21 protein-coding genes are annotated in these 24,594 nt (G+C 72.2%); 10 read left to right on the forward strand and 11 right to left on the reverse strand.

Annotated elements, in window-relative coordinates; all coding sequences use genetic code 11:
* Window positions 1-16: 16 nt before the first annotated feature.
* From AB0H93_RS06835 to AB0H93_RS06860, 6 genes are all read left to right on the forward strand, one after another.
* Window positions 17-1,648 carry an L-lactate permease gene (locus AB0H93_RS06835; protein ID WP_358568580.1) on the forward strand — a complete coding sequence of 544 codons (1,632 nt, stop codon included), beginning with the start codon at window positions 17-19 and terminating at the stop codon, window positions 1,646-1,648.
* Between the two features lie 31 nt (window positions 1,649-1,679).
* Complete coding sequence (locus AB0H93_RS06840; RefSeq protein ID WP_358568583.1) at window positions 1,680-2,414, forward strand: (Fe-S)-binding protein; 735 nt, start codon at window positions 1,680-1,682, stop codon at window positions 2,412-2,414.
* 17 nt (window positions 2,415-2,431) lie between these two features.
* Window positions 2,432-3,859 (forward strand): LutB/LldF family L-lactate oxidation iron-sulfur protein, encoded by a 1,428-nt coding sequence (locus tag AB0H93_RS06845; protein WP_358569497.1) that lies wholly within the window; start codon window positions 2,432-2,434, stop codon window positions 3,857-3,859.
* Window positions 3,856-4,497, forward strand: coding sequence for an LUD domain-containing protein (locus tag AB0H93_RS06850; RefSeq protein WP_358568586.1), 642 nt, complete (start codon window positions 3,856-3,858; stop codon window positions 4,495-4,497). Before AB0H93_RS06845 ends, AB0H93_RS06850 begins: the two co-directional genes overlap by 4 nt.
* A gap of 81 nt (window positions 4,498-4,578) precedes the next feature.
* Window positions 4,579-5,757, forward strand: a complete 1,179-nt coding sequence (locus AB0H93_RS06855; protein WP_358568589.1) for an acyl-CoA dehydrogenase — start codon at window positions 4,579-4,581, stop codon at window positions 5,755-5,757.
* A 115-nt stretch (window positions 5,758-5,872) separates the two neighbouring features.
* Entirely contained in the window at window positions 5,873-6,085 is a 213-nt protein-coding gene (locus AB0H93_RS06860; RefSeq protein WP_132484184.1) for a hypothetical protein, read from the forward strand.
* A gap of 53 nt (window positions 6,086-6,138) precedes the next feature.
* Here AB0H93_RS06860 and AB0H93_RS06865 read toward each other — a convergent pair whose 3' ends face one another.
* A complete protein-coding gene (locus AB0H93_RS06865) occupies window positions 6,139-7,116 on the reverse strand; it encodes an Lrp/AsnC family transcriptional regulator (RefSeq protein ID WP_358568593.1) in 978 nt (325 codons plus the stop codon).
* A gap of 221 nt (window positions 7,117-7,337) precedes the next feature.
* Here AB0H93_RS06865 and AB0H93_RS06870 point away from each other — a divergent pair, with 221 nt between their 5' ends.
* Window positions 7,338-8,876 carry an AbgT family transporter gene (locus AB0H93_RS06870; RefSeq protein ID WP_358568596.1) on the forward strand — a complete coding sequence of 513 codons (1,539 nt, stop codon included), beginning with the start codon at window positions 7,338-7,340 and terminating at the stop codon, window positions 8,874-8,876.
* A gap of 20 nt (window positions 8,877-8,896) precedes the next feature.
* The gene (locus tag AB0H93_RS06875) at window positions 8,897-10,108 is read left to right on the forward strand and encodes an amidohydrolase family protein (protein ID WP_358568599.1); all 1,212 of its coding nucleotides are present in this window, start codon (window positions 8,897-8,899) and stop codon (window positions 10,106-10,108) included.
* Window positions 10,109-10,117: 9 nt separating this feature from the next.
* On the opposite strand, the gene AB0H93_RS06880 is transcribed toward AB0H93_RS06875, so the two are convergent.
* Genes AB0H93_RS06880 through AB0H93_RS06890 form a run of 3 tightly spaced genes read right to left on the reverse strand, consistent with a single transcriptional unit; the run spans window position 10,118 to window position 12,867 of the window.
* Window positions 10,118-10,681 (reverse strand): GNAT family N-acetyltransferase, encoded by a 564-nt coding sequence (locus AB0H93_RS06880; protein ID WP_358568602.1) that lies wholly within the window; start codon window positions 10,679-10,681, stop codon window positions 10,118-10,120.
* Window positions 10,671-12,149, reverse strand: a complete 1,479-nt coding sequence (locus AB0H93_RS06885; RefSeq protein ID WP_358568605.1) for an APC family permease — start codon at window positions 12,147-12,149, stop codon at window positions 10,671-10,673. Before AB0H93_RS06885 ends, AB0H93_RS06880 begins: the two co-directional genes overlap by 11 nt.
* Before the next feature lie 19 nt (window positions 12,150-12,168).
* Entirely contained in the window at window positions 12,169-12,867 is a 699-nt protein-coding gene (locus AB0H93_RS06890) for a GPP34 family phosphoprotein (RefSeq protein ID WP_358568608.1), read from the reverse strand.
* A gap of 269 nt (window positions 12,868-13,136) precedes the next feature.
* Between AB0H93_RS06890 and AB0H93_RS06895 the strand changes: the two genes are divergently transcribed.
* Window positions 13,137-15,014: an ABC transporter ATP-binding protein gene (locus AB0H93_RS06895; protein WP_358568611.1), complete on the forward strand. Its 1,878-nt coding sequence runs from the start codon at window positions 13,137-13,139 to the stop codon at window positions 15,012-15,014.
* Between the two features lie 6 nt (window positions 15,015-15,020).
* On the opposite strand, the gene AB0H93_RS06900 is transcribed toward AB0H93_RS06895, so the two are convergent.
* A complete protein-coding gene (locus tag AB0H93_RS06900; RefSeq protein WP_358568615.1) occupies window positions 15,021-15,512 on the reverse strand; it encodes a MarR family transcriptional regulator in 492 nt (163 codons plus the stop codon).
* 90 nt (window positions 15,513-15,602) lie between these two features.
* Window positions 15,603-16,592 (reverse strand): PHP domain-containing protein, encoded by a 990-nt coding sequence (locus AB0H93_RS06905; protein ID WP_358568618.1) that lies wholly within the window; start codon window positions 16,590-16,592, stop codon window positions 15,603-15,605.
* Between the two features lie 126 nt (window positions 16,593-16,718).
* Between AB0H93_RS06905 and AB0H93_RS06910 the strand changes: the two genes are divergently transcribed.
* Complete coding sequence (locus tag AB0H93_RS06910; RefSeq protein WP_358568621.1) at window positions 16,719-17,786, forward strand: tartrate dehydrogenase; 1,068 nt, start codon at window positions 16,719-16,721, stop codon at window positions 17,784-17,786.
* Window positions 17,787-17,852: 66 nt separating this feature from the next.
* Here AB0H93_RS06910 and AB0H93_RS06915 read toward each other — a convergent pair whose 3' ends face one another.
* The 5 genes from AB0H93_RS06915 to AB0H93_RS06935 form a co-directional block, all read right to left on the reverse strand.
* Window positions 17,853-19,199 (reverse strand): amidase, encoded by a 1,347-nt coding sequence (locus tag AB0H93_RS06915; protein ID WP_358568624.1) that lies wholly within the window; start codon window positions 19,197-19,199, stop codon window positions 17,853-17,855.
* An 84-nt stretch (window positions 19,200-19,283) separates the two neighbouring features.
* Complete coding sequence (gene cydC, locus AB0H93_RS06920) at window positions 19,284-20,894, reverse strand: thiol reductant ABC exporter subunit CydC (RefSeq protein WP_358569500.1); 1,611 nt, start codon at window positions 20,892-20,894, stop codon at window positions 19,284-19,286.
* Window positions 20,895-20,899: 5 nt separating this feature from the next.
* Window positions 20,900-22,501 carry a thiol reductant ABC exporter subunit CydD gene (gene cydD / locus AB0H93_RS06925; protein ID WP_358568627.1) on the reverse strand — a complete coding sequence of 534 codons (1,602 nt, stop codon included), beginning with the start codon at window positions 22,499-22,501 and terminating at the stop codon, window positions 20,900-20,902.
* Window positions 22,498-23,274: a cytochrome d ubiquinol oxidase subunit II gene (locus AB0H93_RS06930; protein ID WP_358568630.1), complete on the reverse strand. Its 777-nt coding sequence runs from the start codon at window positions 23,272-23,274 to the stop codon at window positions 22,498-22,500. Before AB0H93_RS06930 ends, cydD begins: the two co-directional genes overlap by 4 nt.
* Before the next feature lie 11 nt (window positions 23,275-23,285).
* Window positions 23,286-24,557, reverse strand: a complete 1,272-nt coding sequence (locus AB0H93_RS06935; RefSeq protein ID WP_358568633.1) for a cytochrome ubiquinol oxidase subunit I — start codon at window positions 24,555-24,557, stop codon at window positions 23,286-23,288.
* Window positions 24,558-24,594: the final 37 nt, after the last annotated feature.

The following is a 24,594-nucleotide window of genomic DNA, read 5'->3' on the forward strand; positions in this document are numbered from 1 at the left end:
AGAGAGGTGTCGCTTCGTGTACCAACCCGTCACCGCCCCGATCGCGGGCAGCCTCGGCCTGTCCGCCCTCGCCGCGGCGATACCCCTGCTCACCGTGTTCGTGCTGCTCGGCGTCCTGCGCGTGAAGGCGCACCTGGCCGGGCTCGCCGGGCTCGCGGCCGCGCTGCTGGTCGCCGTGCTCGGCTACGGCATGCCAGCCGACCTGGCGCTGCTCTCCGCCGGACAGGGCGCCGCCTTCGGCGTGCTGCCGATCCTGTGGATCGTCATCACGGCGATCTGGCTCTACCAGCTGACCGTGCGCAGCGGCCGCTTCGAGGACCTTCGCGCCTGCTTCGCCCTGCTGTCGCCGGACCCGCGGATCCAGGCCGTGGTGATCGCCTTCTGCTTCGGCGGCCTGCTCGAAGCCCTGGCGGGCTTCGGCGCGCCGGTCGCGATCACCGGCATGATGCTCGTGGCGGTCGGCTTCCCGCCGCTGCGCACCGCGGTCACCGTGCTGCTGGCCAACACCGCGCCGGTCGCGTTCGGCGCGCTGAGCACGCCGATCATCACCGCCGGCGAGCTCACCGGGATCCCGTTCGAGCACATCGGCGCCGTGGTCGGCCGGCAGACGCCGCTGCTGGCGCTGTTCGTGCCCTTCCTGCTCGTGCTCGTCGTCGACGGGCGGCGCGGCGTGCGGCAGACGTGGCCCGCGGCGCTGGTGACCGGAGCGGCGTTCGCCGCGGCGCAGTTCGTCTGCGCCAACTACATCTCGGTGCCGCTGACCGACATCGTGTCCTCGCTCGTCGGGGCCGTCGCGCTGGTGGTGCTGCTGCGGTTCTGGCAGCCGGGCGGCAGCGCCGAGGCCCGCGCCCGCATCACCGGCAGCGCGGAGAGCGCCGAGCCGGCCACGCAGCGGTTGAGCAGCGGGCGCATCTTCCTCGCGCTGTTCCCGTACCTGCTGGTGGTCGCGGTGTTCTCGGTCGTCAAGCTGTGGAAGCCGGCGGGTGCCGCGCTGGCCGCGTCCGACGTCAAGATCCCGTGGCCCGGCCTGCACGGCGCGCTGCTGTCCGCCTCCGGCGCGCCGTCGAGCACCACGGTGTTCACGCTGAGCTGGTTGTCCTCGCCGGGAAGTCTGCTGCTGCTCTGCGGTTTCGGCGTCGCACTGGCCTACCGGATCTCGCTGCCGGCCGCGCTGGCCGAACTCGGCCGCACCGTGGTGTCGATGCGTTGGTCGGGGCTGACCATCATCAGCGTTCTCGCGCTGGCCTACGTGATGAACCAGTCCGGGCAGACCACCACGATCGGCACCGCCATCGCCGGGGTCGGCACCGCGTTCGTCTTCCTCTCGCCCGTGCTCGGGTGGCTCGGGGTCGCGGTGACCGGCTCGGACACCAGCGCGAACGCGCTGTTCGCGAGCCTGCAGCAGGTGGCGGCGCAACGCGTCGGGGTCGACCCCGCGCTGCTGGTCGCGGCCAACACCTCCGGCGGCGTGATGGGCAAGATGATCAGCCCGCAGAACCTCGCGATCGTCGCGACCGCGGTCGGCATGGCGGGTTCCGAGGCGACGATCCTGCGCAACGTTCTCAAGTGGAGCGTCGGGCTGCTGCTCGCGTTGTGCGTCCTCGTCTTCCTGCAGTCCAACGTCCTGTCGTGGATGCTTCCACGGTGAACGGACGCGAATCGAGTGGAGTGATGCTGGTATGAGGGTGGCGTTGTTCGCTACCTGCCTCGGGGACGCGATGTTCCCGGCGGCGCCCAAAGCCACGGTGGAGGTCCTGGAGCGGCTCGGCTGCGAGGTCGAGTTCCCGGCCGCGCAGACCTGCTGCGGGCAGATGCACACCAACACCGGCTACCGCAAGCAGGCGGTCTCCTCGGTGCGGACCTTCGTGGACGCCTTCGCCGACTACGACGCCGTGGTCGCCCCGTCCGGGTCGTGCGTGGCGTCCGTGCGCCACCAGCACGCGATGGTCGCCGAGGGCGACAAGCGGCTCAGCCGCGCCGTGGCACGCATCGCTCCGCAGGTCCACGAGCTGTCGGAATTCCTCGTCGACGTGCTCGGCGTGACCGACGTCGGCGCGTACTTCCCGCACCGGGTGACGTACCACCCCACCTGCCACTCCGCCCGGCTGCTGCGGGTCGGCGACAAGCCGCTGCGGCTGCTGCGCGCGGTGCGGTCGCTGGAGCTCGCCGAACTCCCCGCCGCCGAGCAGTGCTGCGGGTTCGGCGGCACCTTCGCGCTGAAGAACCCGGACGTGTCGGTGGCGATGGGCGCCGACAAGGCGCGCCACGTCCGCGAAACCGATGCGGAGGTGCTCTGCGCCGGGGACGCCTCGTGCCTGATGCACATCGGCGGGCTGCTGTCCCGGCAGCGCTCCGGGATCCGGGTGATGCACCTGGCCGAGATTCTGGCCTCGACGGAAGGGATCGACCGGTGACCGGCACCTACCTGGGCATGCCAGCGTTCCCGCAGGCCGCGAAGCGGGAGCTGGCCAACTCGCAGTTGCGGCACAACCTGGCGAACGCGACCTCGACGATCCGGGACAAGCGCGCCGGCGTCGTCGCCGAGCTCGACGACTGGGCGCAGCTGCGCGAGGCCGGCGCGGCCATCAAGGCGCACACGCTGTCCAACCTGGACAACTACCTGGAGCAGTTCGAGGCGGCGGTGACCGCGGCGGGCGGCACCGTGCACTGGGCGCGCGACGCCGCCGAGGCCAACCGGATCGTCGTGGACCTGGTGCGGGCCACCGGTGAGCGGGAGGTGGTCAAGGTCAAGTCGATGGCCACCCAGGAGATCGAGCTCAACGAAGCCCTCGAAGCCGCCGGGATCGACGCCTGGGAAACCGACCTCGCCGAGTTGATCGTCCAACTCGGACACGACACCCCGAGCCACATCCTGGTGCCCGCGATCCACCGCAACCGCGCCGAGATCCGCGAGATCTTCCAGCGCGAGATGGGCAAGGTCGGCGCGCCCGCGCCCGCGGACCTCACCGACGAGCCCGCCCGGCTGGCCGAGGCCGCCCGGCGGCACCTGCGGGAGAAGTTCCTGCGCGCCAAGGTCGCCGTCTCCGGCGCGAACTTCGCGGTGGCCGAGACGGGCACGCTGGTGGTCGTGGAGTCCGAGGGCAACGGCCGGATGTGCCTGACCCTGCCGGAGACGCTGATCAGCGTGGTCGGCATCGAGAAGCTGGTGCCGCGCTGGCAGGACCTGGAGGTGTTCCTGCAGCTGCTGCCGCGCTCCAGCACCGGCGAGCGGATGAACCCCTACACCTCGACCTGGACCGGCGTCACCGCCGGGGACGGGCCGCAGTCGTTCCACGTGGTGCTGCTGGACAACGGCCGCACCAACGCGCTCGCCGACGAGGTCGGCCGCCAGGCGCTGCGCTGCATCCGCTGCTCGGCCTGCCTGAACGTGTGCCCGGTGTACGAGCGCACCGGCGGCCACGCCTACGGCTCGGTGTACCCGGGCCCGATCGGCGCGGTGCTGACGCCGCAGCTGCGCGGGACGGCGTCCGAAGTGGACAAGTCGCTGCCGTACGCGTCCTCGTTGTGCGGCGCCTGCTACGACGTCTGCCCGGTCGCGATCAACATCCCCGACCTGCTGGTGCACCTGCGCACCCGGGTCGTCGAGGAGCACGGCTGGCGGTCCAAGCCGATGGACGCCCTGATGGGCCTGGCGTCCTGGGTGTTCGGCGACTCGAAGCGGCTGGCCGCGGCCGAGAAGGTGGCGGCGCTGAGCCGCCGGGTCATCGGCCGCAAGGGCACCATCGGCCGGTTGCCCCCGCCGCTGTCCCTCTGGACCGATGCGCGGGACGCGCCGGCCCCGGCCGAGGAATCCTTCCGCTCCTGGTGGGAGCGCAACCGAGGAGGCGAATCGCGATGAGTGCGGGGAATTCGGCGCGCGAGGCGATCCTGGGCCGGGTGCGCTCGGCGCTGGTGCAGACCGAGCGGGTTCCGGTGTCGAGCATTCCGCGCGACTACCGCACCGAACGCCCGGCGGCGGACCTGGTGGGCCTGTTCTGCGAGCGGGTCGCGGACTACCGGGCGACGGTGGAGCGGGTCGAGCCGGGCGGGCTGCCCGCCGCGATCGTGGCCGCCGCGCGCGCCGCAGGTGCCCGCCGGGTGCTCGCCCCAACTGGGGTACCACAACAGTGGTATGACGCGCTGAGCTCGGAGTTCGGGCAAGTGGACGACGGATCGGACATCGACACGGCGGGACTGGAGCGCATCGACGCCGTGATCACCACAGCCGTGGTAGGTATCGCCGAGACGGGCACCATCGTGCTCGATCACGGCCCCGGCCAGGGGCGCCGGGCGGCAACGCTGGTGCCGGACGTGCACATCTGCGTCGTCGGGGAATCGCAGGTCGCAGACGACGTCCCGGCCGCGCTGCGGCGGCTGGACCCGACCCGGCCGATGACGTTCATCAGCGGCCCGTCCGCCACCAGCGACATCGAGCTCAACCGGGTCGAGGGCGTGCACGGCCCCCGGACCCTCCACGTCCTGGTCACCCCGGGCTGAGATCGCCTCCCGGACCGGCCGCACGACCGGGTGACGGCCGGTGCACACTGATCGTCGATCAGTGTGATTTGGAGGTCGACCATGGGGACCGGTGCGCGGGCGGATCTCGTCGAGCGGGCGGCGGCGCTTCGGCCGCTGCTGGAACAGCATCGGGCCGAAGGCGAGCAGGAACGGCGGCTCGCCGACGAGTCGATCGCCGCGCTCGACGAGGCGGGCCTGTTCCGCGCGTGGGTGCCGCGCCGGTTCGGCGGCCTGGAGACCGACCTGCGCACCATCATGGACGCCACCGCCGAGGTCACCCGGGGCGATGCCGCCGCGGGCTGGCTGGTGCTGATCCTCGGCTGCGGCGACTGGCTGACCGGCCTCTTCCCCGACCAGGCCCAGGAAGAGGTGTTCGGCGCCGACCCGGACACCAAGGTGTGCCAGGTGCTCACGCCGAAGGCGTCCGCCGAGCGCGTCGACGGGGGCTGGCAGGTCAGCGGCAGCTGGGCGCCGGCCTCCGGCTGCCTGCACTCCGGCTGGGCCATGCTCGGCATGTCCTTGCCGGCGCACGGCGAGGAGCCGGCGGACGCCGCGTTCGGGCTGGTCCCGATGAGCGAGCTGCGCGTCAAGGACACCTGGTTCACCCTCGGCATGCGCGGCACCGGCAGCAACCTGCTGATCGGCGAGAACGTGTTCGTCCCCGACCACCGGCTGCTGCGCCGGGGTCCGGCGACGCGGGGCGTGTTCACGCGCCGCCGCAACGATTCCCCTCGCTACCGCACCGCCGTGGTCCCGACGCTGGCGACGTTCCTGATCGCCCCGCTGCTCGGCATGGCCGAGGAGGCGCTGCAGCACGTGCTGTCGCAGGCCGGCCGCAAGGGCATCGCGTTCACCAGCTACCAGCGGCAGCGCGATTCGACCGCGTTCCAGCTGGCCGTGGCGGAGGCGTCGACGAAGATCGACGTCGCCCGGCTGATCGCGGACCGGTCGGCGGCGGTGGTCGACGGCCACGCGCTGTCCGGGACCCACCCGGGCTATCTGGAGCGCGCCCGGCTGCGGCAGCATTCCAGCCACGCGATCCAGCAGTGCCGCGAAGCCGTCGACGGGCTCGTCTCCGCCTACGGCGCGTCGGCGCTGTCCGAATCGGACCCGCTGCACCCGATCCTGCGCGACGTCCAGACCGCCGCCCGGCATGCGCTCGCCCACCCGGCCAGCAACGCGGAGCTGTTCGGCCGCGCGCTCCTCGACGTCGAGCCCAACATCACCGAGATGATCTGACGGCTGCCCTCCGGCCACACGATCCAGTGACAGCAGGAACCTTGTTCCGGGCATCCTGGTCGAAGCGGTGTCGTCGCCGATCACGGCATTGCTGGTCCGAAGAAGGGAGCTTCGCGTGGCAGAGATCCGGGTCCGGCTGCGCGGTGGGCCGGAGGACGGCCATGAGGTCGCCGTTTCCGCGGACGTGTCGGGCAAACCGGTACCGCGCATCACGTTCCCCGCGCGGGCCCGCAATTCCCAGGCCGTGCCGCCGCTGCTGATCTACGAGCGCGGCAGGAGGCGACCGGACGGCACCTGGGAATTCGACTACGTCGGCGCGGAGACCTGAGGCGCGGCGGTTTCCGCGGGAATCGGCACTCCGGTTTCCGCCGAAATCGCCGACTACGCCAGCCGGACCCCCTCGCGGGGCAGCCAGTAGCGGGTCAGCACTCGGAGGACGACGGCCACCTCGACGGACTTGATGCCCTCCAGCGCGGCCAGGTCGCCGGTGAGCAGGCCCGCGAGGTCGTCCTCGTCGCGGAACGCCCCGTGGTAGATCATCGAGGCCGTTCCGGCCACTGTGGACACGAAGCGCGCCGTGGGATGGCGGCCCAGTTCGGCGGCGATGCCGGTGATCGAGCGCAGCTCGGTGGTCAGCGAGATCACCGCCTCCAGCGGGTAGCCGAGCACCGCCGGCTCGATCTCGACGCGCGGGATCACGATGCCGCGCTCCAGCAGGGACTGGGCGATGCGGTAGGCGGTGGACTGGCTCAGGTCGAGGCCGCGCGCGATGTCGGCCGCGCTGGCCCGGCCGTCCTCCTGCAGCGCCCGCGCCACGCGCCGCTCGTCCTCGCCGAGCTCCGCCCGGACGTCCTGCCGGACGGCCGGGTTCTCCGCGCGCAGCCGGGTTTCCTGCTCGGGCGTGAGCCGGTCCAGCTGCCAGGTCGCCGCCGAGGCGTAGGAGCGCAGCGCGATCTCGGTGTGACTGGCGGCGACGCCGGGGATGCCGCCGACGCGCTCGGTGATCAGGTCCGCGTTGGCGGCGCGGTCGGCCGGTTGCAGGATGCAGTAGACGTCGGACCGCCCCGAGGTGATCGCCGCGAACTGCGTTTCCGGCAGCGCCGCGACCTCGCGGGCCACCTGCCCGGCCGCGCCGGGCTGCGCGGAGATCCACAGGTGTTGCGGGTGCGCGGGCTGCACCGACCAGTTCAGCTGGCTGATCACCTTCAGCAGCCGCGCCTCGACCAGCCGGGTCAGCCGCCGGCTGACGGTGCTGGCCGCCATGTCCAGGACGTCGGCCAGCAGCCGCACACCGGCGCGCGGTGCGCGTTGCAGTGCCGCGACCAGGTCGAGGTCGGCGGCGTCCAGGGGCTCGGCCATACCGGTGATCGTACGGCGCGGTGCTCCCGCTTCCGGGACGTGCGGCGGTCGCGGCACGACGACCTCCCGTCGGACGAATCATCCCCACTCGGGCGACCATGACGAATGAATACATCGATTATTAGCCGACCATTGACTGATTGTTCCATCAACACGTAGCGTTCCGGCCATCCTCGCCGGCGGCCGATCGCGCTCCGGCCCTCGCCCCAGGAGGTCGCAGCGTGCGTGGCACCGCCCGAACACCCAGCCGGTCCACCGGCGTGCTGGTTCGCTTCCTCGCGGGGATCGAGCGCGCCGGAAACGTGCTGCCGCACCCGTTCTGGCTGTTCGGCATCCTCAGCGCGGTGCTGGCGGCGCTGAGCTGGGGGCTGCACGCGCTCGGCGTCACCGCGATCTCCCCCGCCGACGGCAAGACCGTCGCGGTCCGCAGCCTGATCTCCATCGACGGCGTCCGCACCGCGGTCTCCGGCGTGGTGGAGAACTTCGTGACGTTCCCGCCGCTGGGCACCGCGCTGGTCACCATGATCGGCGTCGCGGTCGCCGACAAGGCGGGCCTGCTGACCACGATGCTGCGGGCCGCGGTGATCCGGGTGCCCCGGCGCTGGGTGACCTTCGCGCTGGCGTTCACCGGCATGATCGCGCACGTCGCCTCGGACGCCGCCTACATCGTGCTGATCCCGTTGGGCGCCATCGTCTTCCGCGCGGTCGGGCGCAGCCCCGTGCTGGGCATCGTGGTCGCGCTGGTGGCCATCTCGGCGGGCACCGACGCCAGCCCGCTGATCACGCCGACCGACGTCATCCTGTCCGGGCTGACCACCGCGGCCGCCGGGACGCTGGACCCGGCGTACGTCGTCAGCCCGGTGGCGAACTACTTCTTCTCTGCGGTCTCCTCGGTGCTGCTGTCCGCCGTGATCACCCTGGTGGTCGAGGGATTCCTGGCCAGGCGGGTGGAAACCGGCGAGGACGACGCCGATGTCGAGCACGACGCCACGGCCCTCGAACTCACCCCGCAGCAGCGCCGCGGCCTGCGCAACGCGGGCATCGCCGCGCTGGTCTACGTCGCGGCGCTGGTGGTCGCGACGCTCCCGACCGGCTCGCCGCTGCGCGGAGCGGACGGTTCGCTGCTGGATTCCCCGCTGCTGTCGGGCATCGCGATCGTGCTGTCGCTGCTGTTCATGATCACCGGCACGGCCTACGGCATCGCGGTCGGCGAGATCCGCCGCAGCCGGGACGTGCCGGACCTGATGACGCAGGGCCTGCGCGACATCGCGCCGATCCTGATGCTGTTCTTCGCCGTCTCGCAGTTCCTGGCCTACTTCAAGTGGACCAAGATCGGCGAGGTCACCGCGATCCACGGCGCGGCGCTGCTGAAGTCCCTCGGCGCGCACAGCCTGCTGATCTTCCTCGGCATCCTGGTGCTGGTCAGCCTGATCAACCTGGTGGTCACCAGCGGTTCGGCGCAGTGGGCGCTGGTCGCGCCGGTGTTCGTGCCGATGCTGATGCTGCTGGACATCCCGCCGGAGACGACCCAGGCGCTGTACCGCATCGCCGACTCCTGCACGAACGTGATCACCCCGATGAGCCCGTACTTCGTGATGGCGCTCGGATTCATCCAGCGCTACCGGCGGAACGCGGGCATCGGCACCCTCGCGTCGATGACCATCCCGCTGGCTTTCTCGATGCTCGTGGTCTGGACCCTGCTGTTCTTCGCCTGGTGGGCGCTGGGAATCCCGCTCGGCCCCGGCGCCCCCGTCCGCTGACATCTACCGAAAGGACGCTCGTGACCTCCCTGGTACTGCGCAACGCCCGGCTGCTGGACGTCGAAACCGGTGACTACCGGGAAGCCGACCTGGTCTGCGCCGACGGGCTGATCGCCGAGTCCGGTGGCCGCGCCACCGGCCCGGCCGGTGCGACCGAGATCGACCTGCGCGGCGGGTACGTGCTGCCCGGGCTGATCGACGCCCACGTGCACGTCGCGGGCATCACCGCCGACACCACGGCGTTGCGCGGCTGGTCGCCGAGCTACATCGCGGCCGGGGCGGTGCGCAACATGGGCGCGATGCTGGACCGCGGGTTCACCACCGTCCGCGACGTCGGCGGCGCGGACTACGGGTTCGCCGCCGCGCAGGCCGACGGGTTGATCCGCGGGCCGCGGCTGATCTTCGGCGGGAAGGCGCTGAGCCAGACCGGCGGGCACGGCGACAAGCGCACCGCCGGGGTCCGCGTCTACGACGACCACCCGTTCTGCGGCGGTTCCAGCCGCATCGCCGACGGCGTCGACGGGGTGCGGCTGGCCGCGCGGGACGAGCTCCGCCGCGGCGCGCACCACATCAAGGTGATGGCCTCCGGCGGGGTCGCCTCCCCCGCCGACCACATCGACTCGACGCAGTACTCCATGGACGAGCTGCGCGCGATCGTCGACGAGGCGAACGCGGCCGGCCGCTACGTGACCGTGCACGCCTACCCGCCGGCGGCGATCAACCGCGCGCTGGAGGCCGGGGTGCGGTGCGTCGAGCACGGGAACCTGCTGGACGACGAGGGAGTCCGGCTGCTCGTCGACAACGGCGCCTTCCTGGTTCCGACGCTGGTGACGTACTGGGCGCTGCAGCGGGAAGGCATGGACCACGGCCTGCCGAAGGGTAGCTGGGAGAAGGTCGCGCAGGTGCTCGAAGGCGGGCTCGGCGCGCTGGATCGCGCGGTGCGCGGCGGCGTGAACGTCGTCTTCGGCACCGACCTGCTCGGCGGCATGCAGCCCTACCAGAGCGAGGAGTTCCGCATCCGCGCCGAGGTGCAGCGGCCGCTGGACATCATCCGCTCCGCGACGGCGGTGGCCGCCGACCTGGTGCGGATGCCGGGCCGGATCGGCACCCTCTCCCCCGGCGCCCACGCCGACCTGATCGTCCTGGACACCGATCCGCTGGCCGACATCACGGCCCTGACCAAGCCGCTGCGCATGGTCGTCCAGGCGGGCGAGATCGTCCACCAGCCCTGATCAGGAGCGTCAGCTCGCGGGGCGCCACATCGGGTAGAGGCTGGGGCCGCCGGGGAGGACGATCGGGTCGCCGTGGTCCTGGAAGCCCAGGCGCAGGTAGAGGTTCCGGCTCCGGGCGCTGCTGGCCTCCAGGTACGACGGCATCCCCTCGGCGTCCCACCGGCGGAGGGCGCCGCGGAGCTCCCGGCTTCCGACGCCGGTGCCCTGCACCGCCGGGTCGACGCCGATCAGGGCCAGGTACTCGTGGGGGTCGCACGGGTGCCGTTCCGCGCTCAGGGCGCCGAACTCCCGGAACCGGTGCGCCCGGTCCCCGGCCAGGTCGAGCAGGCGCTGGGAGCCCGCATCGTCGAGCATGCTCGGCGGCCCGGTGCGCGCCGCGAGCCAGACCTGCACCGCGAGGCCGTCCGCGCCGCTGATCACCCGCCCGGCCGCGCCGGCCTGCGCGAGGACCATGACGAACCACTCGCGGTACACGTGGTGCCGGTGCTCCGGGTCCGGCAGCAGCCACCGGGCGAACGCGTCGTCGGCGAAGGCCCGCAGCAGCGTGCGCACCCGGACGTCCTCAGTGGACATCAGCGGGCTCCGCGTCGGCCTGGACGGTGGTGGCGCGGGCGCCCATCCCGATCCGCGCGTAGGCCTCCGGCCGGAACCGCTTCAGCGCCGCGCCCCAGCCCGCGCCGAGCGCCAGCACGACCACGAAGCCCAGCGGCAGCGCCCACGCGGCCGGATCGCCGTCGGGCACGCCGAGCACGGTGCCGAACGACGTCACCGTCAGGACCAGCACCACCGCGAGCACCGCGGCGGCCAGCCCCGGCGCGATCGCCGTCCGCCACCGGCCGTGCCCGTGGTCGCGTTCACGGATGAAGTAGCCGACGACGGCGATCGACGTCAGCAGCACCAGCGTCAGGACGCCGAGCGCGCCCACCGAGGCGCCCCAGAAGAACAGGTAGGTGATCGGGTCCACCCCGGTTACCGCCACCAGCGCCACCACGACGGCCACGATCACGGTGGTGGTCAGCGAGCCCGCCGCCGGGGCCGAGGTGCGGGAGCTGGTCGTCCCCCACCAGCGCAGGCCGACGCCTTCCCGGCCCAGCGCGAAGAAGTACCGGGCGCAGACGTGGTGGAACGACAGCGTCGCGGCGAACAGGCTCGTCACGTACAACGCCGAGCCGATGGTCACCAGCACGCCCGGCAGCCGCTGCCCGGCGAGCACGAAGAGCAGTTCCGTGGAATGGGTCTCGGCCTGCGAGACGATGGCGTCCGGCCCGGTGGCCACCGTCATCGCCCAGGTCGACAACGAGTAGAGGCCACCGATGACGACCAGCGAGATGTAGGTCGCGTAGATCACCGTGCGCGGGTTCTTCGCCTCCTCGGCGAGCACCGTGGAGTTCTCGAACCCGATGAAACCGGTGAAGGCGATCACCAGGATCACCCCGGCCGCGCTGGTCATCAGCTGGGCCGGGTTGAGGGTGTCCAGCACGACGCCGGCGTCCGACGGCGCGGACACGAACGCCACGTCGTAGACCAGGATGATCGCCACCTCGGCGAGCAGCAGCACGCCCAGCACCCGCCCGTTGACGTCGATGCGCAGCACGCCGAGCACCGCGATCAGCGCCAGGCCGGCGGCCGAGAGCACCCACCACGACACCTCGACGCCGCTGATCTGCTGCACGAAGGCGGCCGCGCCGACGCCGAAACCGCCGAGCAGGCTGGCCAGGATCATCAGGTAGGAGACGAGCGCGAGGCCGCCGGCCGCGGTGCCGGCCACCCGGCCGAGCCCCTTGGCCACGTAGGCGTAGAACGCGCCGGCGTTCTCCACGTGCTGCGACATCGTGACGTAGCCGATCGCGAACAGGCCGAGGATCAGCGCGATCGCCAGGTAGCCCAGCGGGATCCCGGTCACCCCGGACACCGCGAACCCGCTGACAGCACCGCCGCCGACCACCGTTTCCGGGGCCGCTGCGGCGACGGTGAAGAACACGATCGACGTCACGCCCAGCCGGGCGCGGGCCAGGGCTGCGGAGACTTTGGACGGTGGCAACGCTCGCTCCTCTGCGCTCTCAGTGCCTCGGGGTGATCGCGGACTGGCCACGGGCGGCGCCCACCTCGCTGACCAGGGTCCGCAGCGGGCCCGGGATGCGCGGCTCCCAGGACTCCATCCGGTACTCGCCCTGCCTGGTGACGTGCTTGGCGAGCCGGATCTGGCGCAGCACGCCGGTTTCCCGCAGCAGCAGCGCCAGGGTGATCTCGGCGAGCCGCGCCGGGATGGTGATCATGCCGCTGCCGCTGGCCGTTTCGGCGCCGGTGAACAGCGTTTCCAGGTCCACCTCCGGGTTGCGCACGCTGTCGTCGGCGGGCCTCCAGGCGGCGGCCGACCCGCCGCGCCAGCCGCCGGACACCGGCACCTCCCGGAGCACGTCGGTGATGGTCAGCCGGGCGCGCACCTTCTCGGTGGCGGTCTGGCTCAGGTACTCCAGCCACGTCCGCACGTCGTGGCCGGTCTCCTCGCGGATCTCCCGCAGGATCGCCCAGGACAGGAAGTCCGGGCAGCGGCCCTTGCCGCTGGGCCGGACGCTGGGGGTCACCGAGACCTCTTCTTCCAGGATCAGCTCGGCCAGCAGCCCGCCGGCGCAGCCGAGCGCCACCAGCGAGCCGTCGATCCTGGGCGAAAGGCGCTGTTCCCCGGTGTGCGCGGCCAGGAAGAACCGGTCCGCCACGCGCAGCGGGATGCGCGCGGGCTCCTGCCCGGAAACCGTCAACGCCCACCCCCGGCCGAAGTGCTGATCAACACGCGGTCGCTCCCGTCCGACGCAGCGGCCTACCCGTCAATCCCCCGAGTTCGGACCGTGTCCGAGCCAGCGCACAGAGTAACGTACGTGAAGCATTGTTCAAGATAGCCGTCCAGCACTGCGCCGACCGACGCGCCCGCGCGGGAATCGACGCTCGTCCCACGGCGTTGACTTCGACTTAACTCGAAGTTTCAGGATGGTGCTCGACCGCGTTGGACCGCTTGAAGAGGACTGCGAACATGACGGTGACATGGGAGACGATGCGCTCCTTCGCCAGTGACGAATCCGTGACCCGGCAACGCCTCTCGCCCGGGCTGGCCCGGCGCATCTTCCGCTACGCCCGGCCCTACACCCGGGACATCATGCCCTTCCTGGCGCTGGTGGCGTTCGCCGCGGTGCTCGGCATCGTCAACCCGCTGCTGTTCAAGGCGATCATCGACGACGGGATCGTGCCGCAGAACATGGGCGTCATCGTCTGGTTGGCGGTGGCCGTCGCCGGCGTCGCGCTCCTGGAGGCCGCGACGTCGCTGCTGCAGCGCTGGTACTCCGCGCGGCTCGGCGAGGGGCTGATCTACGACCTGCGCTCGGAGGTCTTCGACCACGTGCAGCGGATGCCGGTGGCGTTCTTCGTGCGGGCCCAGACCGGGGCGCTGGTCAGCCGGCTCAACAACGACGTCATCGGCGCGCAACGGGCCCTGACCAGCACGCTGTCGTCGGTGGTGTCCAACGTGCTGAGCCTGGTGCTGGTGCTGGCCACCATGTTCACCCTGTCCTGGCAGATCACCCTGATCGCGCTGGCGATGCTGCCGCTGTTCCTGCTGCCGGTGCGGTGGATCGGGCGGCGGCTGCAGCGGGTCACCCGGGAGCAGATGAAGGTGGACGCCGAGATGAGCTCGCTGATGACCGAGCGCTTCGGCGTCGCCGGGGCGATGCTGGCCAAGCTCTACGGCCGCGCCGACGAGGAGTCCGAGCGGTTCTCGCGGCGGGCGGCGCGGGTGCGCGACATGGGCGTGGTGTCGGCGATGTACAGCCGGGTGTTCTTCGTCGCGCTGACGCTGCTGGCGTCGCTGGCCACCGCGGTGGTCTACGGGCTCGGCGGCGGGCTGGTGCTCACCGGGGCCTTCGAGCTGGGCACCCTGGTGGCGCTGGCAACGCTGCTCAGCCGCCTGTACGGGCCGCTGACCGCGCTGTCCAACGTGCACGTCGACGTGATGACCGCGCTGGTCAGCTTCGACCGCGTCTTCGAGGTGCTGGACCTGCGGCCGATGATCCAGGAGAAGCCGGACGCGAAGCCGCTGCCCGCCGGGGCGGCCGACGTCGAGTTCGACGCGGTGTCGTTCCGCTACCCGGCGTCCAGCGAGGTTTCGCTGGCGTCGCTGGAATCGGTGGCGAGGCAGGACAACGCGCCCGCGCACGACGTGCTGCACGACATCTCGTTCCGCGCCGCGCCGGGCCAGACGATCGCGCTGGTCGGCCACTCCGGTGCGGGCAAGACGACCATCACCAACCTGGCCGGGCGGCTCTACGACGCGGATTCCGGGGCGGTGCGCATCGGCGGCGTGGACGTCCGCGACGCGACGCTGGCCTCGCTGTACTCGACGGTCGGCGTGGTCACCCAGGACTCGCACCTGTTCCACGACTCGATCCGCGCCAACCTCACCTTCGCCCGGCCCGACGCGACCGACGAGGAGCTGACCGAGGCCCTGCGGACGGCGCAGCTCGGGCACCTCGTCGCGTCGCTGCCGGACGGGCTGGACACGGTGGTCGGCGACCGCGGCTACCGGCTCTCCGGCGGCGAGAAGCAGCGGCTGGCGATCGCGCGGCTGCTGCTGAAGGCGCCGCCGATCGTCGTGCTGGACGAAGCGACCGCGCACCTGGACTCGGAATCCGAGGCGGCGGTGCAGCAGGCGCTGAAGACCGCGCTGTCCGGGCGAACGGCGCTGGTCATCGCGCACCGGCTGGCCACGATCCGGGAAGCGGACCGGATCCTGGTGGTCTCCGGCGGGCGCATCGCGGAGGAGGGCACGCACGCCGAGCTGCTGGCCCGCGGCGGCCTGTACACCGAGCTCTACCGCACCCAGTTCGCGCAGCAGGACGACACCGACGAGGCGGCGTGAGGGTCTTCAGTCCCGCTGCGGCGGCGCGGTGGTGAGGTTCCCCTCGGGGTCCAGGTGCGCGAGCATGGCGGCGCAGAGCTCGTCGAGCTGGCGCACCTGGGCGTCGGAGAGGCCGTCGAACATCAGGTCGCGGACCTTCTCCACGTGGCCGGGGGCCGAGGCGACGAGCTTCTCGTAGCCGGCTTCGGTGAGCTCCGCGACGTTGCCTCGACCGTCGGAGCACGCGCGCTGCCGCCGCACCCAGCCCTGCTGCTCCAGGCGGGCGACCACGTGCGACACCCGGGACGGTGAGGCGTTGGACCGGGCCGCGAGTTCGCTCATCCGCAGCGCGCGTTCCGGGTGCTCGCTGAGCATCGCCAGCACCCAGTAGCCGAAGTGGGTCAGGCCGGCGTCCCGTTGCAGCTGGTTGTCCAGCGCGGCCGGGACAACGGTCATCAGGGCGGCGAACTTCCGCCAGGCGCACTGCTGGGTGTCGGTCAGCCATCGGGTTTCGGTCACCCGATCAGCATACCCGGAATGTATTTGAACATTCAAATACCATGCGTGATCAGCGGCGGAGCGATCCGTCGGGGCCGTAGTGCGCCCAGCTCACCGCCGGGCCAGCAGGTCCTCGGCCGGGAGCGCGTTGATCACGCGGTCGGCGGGCACCTCGCATTCCTCGGCCCGCGCGCATCCGTAGGCCAGCCAGTCCAGCTGGCCCGGGGCGTGCGCGTCGGAGTCGATGCTGAACGCGCAGCCGATGTCGCGGGCGAGCCGGATCAGCTCGCGCGGCGGGTCCAGCCGGTCCGGCCGGGAGTTGATCTCGACCGCGACGCCGTTGTCCCGGCACGCCTCGAACACCGCCACCGCGTCGAAAGTGGACTGCGGCCGTTTCCGGTCGCCGATCAGCCGCCCGGTGCAGTGGCCCAGCACGTCCACGTGCGGGTTCGCCACCGCCGCGCACATCCGCCGCGTCATGGCCGGCGCGGCCATCCGCAGGTCGGAGTGCACGCTGGCCACCACGACGTCCAGCTCGGCGAGCAGGTCCTCGTCCTGGTCCAGCTCGCCGGCCGACAGGATGTCGACCTCGATGCCGGTGAGGATGCGGAACGGCGCGAGGCGCTCGTTCAGCCCGGCGACCACCTCCAGCTGCTGGCGCAGCCGGTCGGCGGACAGGCCGCGGGCCACGGTCAGCCGGGGCGAGTGGTCGGTGAGCACCATCCACTCGTGCCCGAGCTCCCGGGCGGTGATGGCCATCTCGGCGATCGGGCTGCCGCCGTCGGACCAGTCGGAATGGGTGTGGCAGTCGCCGCGCAGCGCCGCGCGCAGCCGCTGCCCGTGCTCCGGAACGTCCACTTCGGACCGCAGGCGCGCCAGGTAGTCCGGGATCTCGCCGCGGTGCGCGGCCTCGATGACGGCGGCGGTGGTCTTGCCGATGCCCTCCAGGGCGGTCAGCCTCCCGGACGCCACCCGCCGGTCCAGGTCCGGGAGGTCGTCGACGACCGCGGCGGCGCGCCGGAACGCCCGCACCCGGTAGGTCGGCGCGCCCTCGCGCTCCAGCCAGAACGCGATTTCGCGCAATGCCCGTGTCGCATCCACGCCGTCCTTGGTAGCCGCTGCCGGGCCGGATCGCCACCGGCGATTCGCCCCGGGGTCTTGGCCGCGGGCGGGCCCGCGGCGTTAGATGGCGATCGGAACGGTTCTCCGAGAGGCGCGAGGTGCAGATTGCAGCAGTACGAAGTGGCGGTCCTGCCCGGTGACGGGATCGGCAACGAGGTCATGCCGGAAGCGTTGCGGGTGCTCGAGGTGATCGGCGCGAAGTACGGGGTGCGGTTCGACTTCCGGCACTTCGACTGGAGCTGCGAGACCTACCGCAGCACCGGCCGCATGATGCCCGCCGACGGGCTGGACCGGCTGCGCGACCACGACTCGATCCTGCTCGGCGCGGTCGGCTGGCCCGGCGTGCCCGACCACATCTCGCTGTGGGGGCTGCTGCTGCCGATCCGCCGCGAGTTCGACCAGTACGTCAACCTGCGCCCGGTGCGGCTGCTGCCGGGCGTGACGCCGCCGGTGCGCGACAAGGAGCCCGGCGACATCGACTTCTGGGTGGTCCGGGAGAACACCGAGGGCGAGTACTCCCAGCTCGGCGGGCGGCAGGGCGAGGGCACCCCGAACGAGATGGTGCTGCAGACCGCCGCGTTCACCAGGCGTGGCACCGACCGCATCATGCGCTACGCCTTCGAACTGGCCCGCAAGCTCGGCAAGCCGCACGTCACCTCGGCGACGAAGTCCAACGGCATCTACTACTCGATGCCGTACTGGGACGAGCGGTTCGCGGCCATCTCCGCCGAGTACCCGGACATCACCGTCGACCAAGACCACATCGACATCCTGTGCGCGCGGTTCGTGATGACGCCGGAGCGCTTCGACGTGGTCGTCGCCAGCAACCTCTTCGGCGACATCCTCTCCGACCTCGGGCCCGGCGTGACCGGCACGATCGGGGTCGCGCCGTCGGGCAACATCAACCCGGAGCGCGACTACCCGTCGACGTTCGAGCCGGTGCACGGCTCGGCGCCGGACATCGCTGGCCGGGGCATCGCCAACCCGATCGGCCAGATCTGGTCCGCGGCGATGATGCTGGACCACCTCGGCCTGCCGGAGGCCGGGGCCGACGTGGTCCGCGCGATCGAGCAGGTCCTGTCCGACGCGTCGGCGCCGCGCACCCCGGACCTCGGCGGCAAGGCCACCACCGAGGACCTCGGCAAGGCCGTCGCGACCGCCGTGCAGGGCTGACCGGCCGGCGCCGGTTTCGCGAGAGGTCGACGTTTCAGCCGGTCCTCGCGAAACCGCGCCCGGCGGTCATCGTGCGGCGTCGGTGATCCGGGCCGCGACGGCCAGCAACAGGTCTTCGTGCCCGGGCCGGCACGCCAGCTGGACGCCGACCGGAAGGTCGCCGATGGTGCCGGCCGGGACCGAGACCGCCGGGATGCCCGCCACGTTCCACGTCTTTGTCAGCGACACCAGGGCGCCGCGGACCGTCGCGGCGGCGCCGTCGATCTCGATCTCGCGCTGACCGATGGCGGGCGCGACCACGCAGGTCGTCGGCAGCGCCAGCAGGTCGACGCGGGTGAGCAGGCCGTCGATCTCGGCGCGCCACCGATCGCGGGCAGCGACCGCCCGCACGTGCTGCCAGCCCGCGGTCTTCGCGGCTTCTTCCAGCCGTTCCAGGACGTCCGGCGTGAACAGCTGCGGGTTCTGCGCCACGCGTTCGGCGTGGATCGCGTACGCCTCGCTGTACTGGATGCCCGCGAAGGCCTTGTGCAGGACGGCCGGGTCGCTCAGCTCGACGTCCCGCACCTCGAGGCCGTCGAGGTCCAGAGCGGCGCGGGCGGTCCGCGCGACGTCCGGATCGGTCGGGTGCAGCGTGCCCGGGTCGATCCAGCCGATGCTCGCGGTCTCCCCCGCTTCGCGGCTGACGGTGTTGCGCAGCCCGGCCAGCACCCGGTAGCCGGTCCGGCAGTCCTGCGAGTTCCTGGCCAGCACGCCGACGTGGTCCAGCGACTGCGACAGCGGGAACACGCCGCCGGTCGGGATCGCGTTGAACGCCGGTTTGAAGCCCACCACCCCGCACATCGCCGCCGGGATGCGCACCGAGCCGCCGGTGTCGGTGCCCAGCGCCAGCGGCACCATCCCGGCCGCGACCGCGGCCCCGCTGCCGCCGCTGGATCCGCCCGTGACCCGGCTCGGGTCGTGCGGGTTGCGGGACGGCCCCTGGTGCGAGCTGTCGCCGCTGGCCCCGAACGCGAACTCGTGCGTCGTGGTCTTGCCGACCAGCACCGCGCCGCCGTCGCGCAGCCGCTGCACGCATTCGGCGTCCGATGTGGACACGTTCGCCGCGAAATGCGCCGATCCCATGGTCGTGGGCAGGCCGGCGACGTCGATGATGTCCTTCACCGCCACCGGGATCCCGTGCAGCGGCCCCCGGTCGACACCTTCGGCCAGCTCGGCGTCGGCCTTCTCGGCGGCCTTCAGCGCGCCGTCGCGGTCGACGGTCACGAAGGCGTTGAGCTCGCCGTCGAGTTCTCCGATGGAAGCCAAGGCGGCCCCGGCCAGTTCGACCGCGGTCGCCTCGCCGGCGCGCAGTGCTTCGGCGAGCCCGCCGATCGTGCGGTCGGCGAAGAAGCCCGCTGGGCGTTGCTGGGTCAACGCGGCTGCACCCCTCTTCCCGGCGTCCGGTGAACGATCATCCTGCGCTGCGGCGGCGATTCAGTCAACGTTTCAACCAAACGATCACCGGGCGCCGACGAGCAGCTCCGCCTCCCAGAGATCGAGGTAGGGGCCGGGGACCGCCACCAGTTCGTCGTGCGGGCCGCGTTGCACGATCCGGCCGCGATCCAGGACGAGCACCTCGTCGAACTCCGGCAGGCAGGCCAGCCGGTGCGTGACGACGACCGTCGTGCGGCCGGATCGCGCGCGCAGGACACCGGCGAGCAGTTCGTCGGCCAGCCCGGTCTCCAGGGATTCGCCCGGTTCGTCCAGGAGCAGCACGGGCGGGTCGGCCAGCAGCGCCCGGGCCAGCAGCAGGCGCTGCCGTTGGCCGCCCGAGATGTCCTGGCCGCTCTCGCCGACGAGCGTGTCGAAGCCCGCAGGCAGGCCGCGGATCCAGCCGAGCAGTCCGGCCTGCGCCGAGGCGCGCGCCAGCTGCTCATCGGTGGCGTCCGGCGCGGCCAGCCGCAGGTTCTCCCGGATGGTGGTGCCGAAGACGTGCGCGTCCTGGGTCACCGCACGGGTTTCCGGGCGCTCGACCCACCCGGTCGACGGCTCGACCAGCCCGGCCATGACGCCGAGCGCGGTGCTCTTGCCCGCCCCGCTGGCGCCGACGATCGCGACCGTCCGGCCAGGCTCGATGACCAGGTCGATGCCGCTCAGCGCCGGAGCCGCGTAGTGCACCGACACGTCGTGGAGGGCGAGCCTTCCCGCGTTCGCCTGCGGGTCCGGCTTCGGCGCGACGGTCACCAGCTCGGCGACCCGCCGCAACGCCGGACGGTGTTCGGCGTACTTGCGCGCGGCTTCGATGAGCGGCAGAACCGGCTCGAATGCAGCCAGCGCCAGGAATCCCACCACCGCGGCCGTGACCTGCTGGCGACCGTCGAGCAGCACGAGCCACGTCGCGCCCACCGCGGTCAGGCCCTGGACCGCGATCCCGGCCGCGGTCAGAAAGCCGGTCGCCCGGGCGGAAGCCCGCTCGCGGCGGACGATCCGCGCGGTGTGCTCCTCGGCTCGGGCCGTCGCCCCGGCGGTGGCGTTGAACGCGGCCAATTCCCTTGCGCCGTCGACGAGATCCGCACTGGCCACCGCGAGCAGCGCACGATCCTCCGATGCCGCAGCCAGATTCCTGCCCGTCATCGGCACCGCGAGCAGCGGCACCACACCAGCCAGCAGCAGGCCCGCGACCAGCACCAACCCGGCCGCGGGGGCGACCGCGAGGCACACCAGCGCCGACGATGCGCCCACGACGAGCGCTATCGCCGCCGGTGACAGGCAGCGCAGCAGCAACTCCTGCACGCTGTCCACGTCGGCGATCAGGCGCGCCAGCGCGTCACCGTCGCGCAGCGGCGGTCGCCCGAGCCTCGACCGGAACACCTTCGGCCGGAGCTCGGCGACCACGCGCAGCGCGGCGTCGTGCCCGGCGAGCCGCTCCAGGTAGCGGAACGTGCCGCGCGCCAGCGCGCAGGCGCGGACGCCGACGATCGCCAGGCTCAGCGCGGACAGCGCGGGCTGCTCCGCGGCGCGGGTGATCAGCCAGGCCGCCAACGCCATCAGGCCCACGGCGCTGATTTCGGCAACCATTCCGCACGCCACCGCGGCCAGCAGCCGCGGCGCGCGGAAGAGCCGCAGCATCGCGATCACGCCGCCACCTCCGCCGAGGATTCGACGACGCCGCCGCGAATCCGGATCACCCGGTCGGCCACCGCGAGCAGGGCGGGGCGGTGCGCGACCACGATGGCCGTGCGGCCGCTGAGCACCGTCGCCGCCGATGCCGCCAACGCCGATTCGCTGTGCAGGTCCAGCCGCGCCGTGGGCTCGTCCAGCAGCACGATCGGTGCGTCCTTCAGGTAGGCGCGGGCGACGGCGATGCGTTGCCGCTGCCCCGCCGACAGGTCCGCCCCGCGCTCGCCCAGCCGGGACCGGTAGCCCTCCGGTCGCCGTCCGACGAACTCCGCGGCGTGCGCGGCGCGAGCCGCCGCGCGCACCTGCTCCATCGATGCCTCCGGTGCGCCGAGGCGGATGTTGTCGGCCACGGTCCCGGCGAACAGGTGCGGGTGCTGCGGCACCCATGCCACCCGGCGTCGCCACCGGTCGATGTCGAGATCCCGCAGGTCGACGCCGTCGACGAGGATCCGCCCGCTCTCCGGTGCCACGAAGCCCAGCAGCAGGTGGAGCACCGTGGACTTGCCCGCGCCGCTGGGCCCGACCAGCGCGACCCGCTCCTCCGGGCGGACCACGAACGAAACCCGGTCCAGCACCGGGGTTTCCTGGCCGGGGAAGCGGACCGTCACCTCGTCGAACCTGATCTCGCCCGCCGTCGCGCGGCGCCGGCCGCCCGGCTCGCCCGTTGGGCGGTCGAGGATCTCGAACGCCTCCTCGACCACGGCCATCCCCTCGGCCCCGGCGTGGAACCGGGTGCCCAGCGCGCGCAACGGGATCAGCGCCTCCGGGGTCAGCAGCAGCACCAGCAGGGCGGTGTCGAGGTGGAGGCCGCCGGCGAGCAGGCGCAGGCCGATCGGCACCGCCACCAGCGCGATCGCCAGCGAGCACACGACTTCCAGCACGAAGCCGGACAGGAACGCCACGCGCAGCGCGCCCATCGTCGCCCGGCGGTGCTCGTCGGCCATCCGCCCGATCACCGCCGCCTGGTGCTCGGCCCGCCGGAAGACCCGCAGGGTGGTCAGGCCGGCCAGGACGTCCCGGAAGTGCCCGCCCAACCGCCGGAGGTGCGCCCACTGGTGCCGGGTGAGGTCGCGGGTGCGCAGCCCGATCACCGCGCCGAACAACGGGATCAGCGGCATGGTCGCGGCGACGATCAGCGCCGAGGACCAGTCCGCGAAGCCCAGTCGCACCAGCACCAGCGGCGGCACCGACGCCGCCACCACCAACTGCGGGACCACGCCGGTGAGCAGGGGCTCCACTGCGTCGAGCCCCCTGGTGACGAGCGTGGTGAACGATCCGCTCGACCGCTGCGAGCCCGCGCGGGCCACCAAGTCGCGGCGCACCGCCGCCTTCGCGTCCGCCGCGGCGCGCTGGATCAGCGCACCACCGGCCCACGCGGCGCAGGCGCGCAGCGCGACCGCGCTCGCCAGCCACGGCAGGTAGCCGGGGTCGAGCCGGGCGATGGCGCGGGCCAGCAGGTCGGCTTGCGTGATGATCAGCGCGCCCTGCGCCAGCGCCAGGCACGCCAGGGCGATCAGGACGGGTCGGGGCAGCAGGCCCAGCAGTCGCTTGTTCACAGGTACGACGGCCTTTCCACCCGGCCCCGGCACACCCACCACGAGTAGGCCTGCGCGGCGATCAGCAGCGGCGTGATCACCAGCATCGCCGGGAGCAGCAGTCCCAGCGTGCCGGGATCGGCGGCGTTGTCCAGCAGCGGTAGCCGGATCCCCACCGCCAGGCACAGCACCACCATCGCCGCCGACGTCAGCGCGAACACCCGCCGCTCGTCGCCGCGCCCGAACAACGCCCTCGCCCGCTGGTGCAGCGGCCCGGACAGCCGAAGCGCGGCGAAGGCCAGCCCGTGCACCGCGAACACCGCCGCGATCGCGACCGCCGCCAGCACCGCGCCGGGCCCGGTGGCCACGGCGTGGATCTGGCCCGCCAGCAGGCCCGCGAACATCCAGCCCCAGCTGAGCGCGACCGCCCAGCTGCCGCCGGTGATCGTCGCGTCGCAGATCGCCCACCAGGCCCGGGCGTCCGCCCGGCCGCGCAGCCACAGCCCCATGTCGCGCAGGATCCAGCCGCACAGCAGCAGCACCACCGCCGGGAACAGGCCGCTGAGCAGTTCTCCCTCCAGTTCGGGGAAATTGCCGACGAGGACGCCGGCGGTGGCCACCAGCCAGACCTCGTTGCCGAGGAAGAACGGGGCGATGGCGGCGATCACCAGGCGGCGTTGCGCCGCGTCGCGGCCCAGCACCGGCAGCAGCATGCCCACCCCGATGTCCGCACCGCCCAACAAGAAGTAGCCGAGGGCGAAAACGCCCAACGCCACGACGGCCAGCAGTTCCACGAGCGGTCTCCTCACAGCGACGCGGTGATCGAAGTCGGGCGGGTTTCGGCCTCCGGGCGACCCAGGGCGACCTGGTCGGGCGCGCGACCGGCCTGGCGCAGCAGCAGCACCCAGTTCACCACCAGCAGGAGTCCGAAGAGGACGGTGAAGGCCACCAGCGATGCCCGCATCGCCGCCGGTGACACGTCGGAGACCGCGTCCCGGGTGAGCAGGACGCCGTTGATCACCCACGGCTGGCGGCCCATCTCGCGGAACACCCAGCCGGCGAGCATCGCGATGTAGGGCAGCGGGATCGCCGCCACCAGCAGCAGGTGCCACGGCCGGAACCGCCGGACCACCGGCCTGAACAGGGCCAGCAGCGCGCTCGGCGGCAGCAGCAGGAACATGAACCCGAACGCCGCCATCATCACCGAACCGCCGGCGCTCACCCACGCCTCCGGCGGCACGTAGTCACCCGCGCCGAAGCGGGCGACCTGTTCCGCCTGCAACCGGGCGATCTCCGCCTGCCGGCCGCCCCACACCGCGAGCTTCATCGGCTGGTAGTCACCGAGCACGTCGAACTGGATCCCGCCCGCGGTCGCGGTCGCGAACAACGCCGGAAGCGCGGTGAACACCCCGATCCGCAGCGACTTGGTGAACAGGTCCGCCTCCGGGTCGCGGCGGAACAGGCGGTAGGCGCTGATCCCGGCGACGAAGAAGCCTGCCGTGACGAGCGCTCCGCCCAGGATGTGCCAGAACGCCGCGATCGACGCCGGGTTCGTCAGCACGGCCCAGGAATCGGTCAGCCGCAGTTCGTCGCCGACCCGCTCGTAGCCCACCGGGTTCTGCAGGAATCCGTTGGAGACCATGATCCAGTAGGCCGAGGCGTACGCGGTGATCGTGACGCCCCAGATCAGCCCGAGGTGCACCCAGCGGTTCAGCCGGCCCCAGCCGAAGATCCACAGCCCGAGGAACGTCGACTCGACGAAGAACGCGACCAGCGTCTCCATCGCCAGCGATGCGCCGAAGACGTTGCCGGCCTGGTGCGTCAGCCCGCTCCAGGCCAGGCCGAACTGGAACTCCATCACCAGCCCGGTGACGATGCCGACGGCGTAGTTGATCACGTACAGCTGGCCCCAGAACCGGGTCATCCGCTGGTGCACCGGATTCCGGGACAGCGTGGCCCTGGTCTGGATGCACGCCACCAGCGTCGCCAGTCCGATGGTCAGGGCGACGAACAGGAAGTGGCCGCCTGCGGTCAGGGCGAACTGCAGGCGCGCCAGGTCGAGGGTCTCGGGATTCACGCCGACAACACTGGCGGCGAGGTGCACCCCGGGTCGT

Origin of the sequence: Saccharopolyspora sp. NPDC050642, assembly GCF_040654735.1 — a bacterium.
In the GTDB taxonomy this organism is placed as follows: Bacteria; Actinomycetota; Actinomycetes; order Mycobacteriales; family Pseudonocardiaceae; genus Saccharopolyspora; species Saccharopolyspora elongata.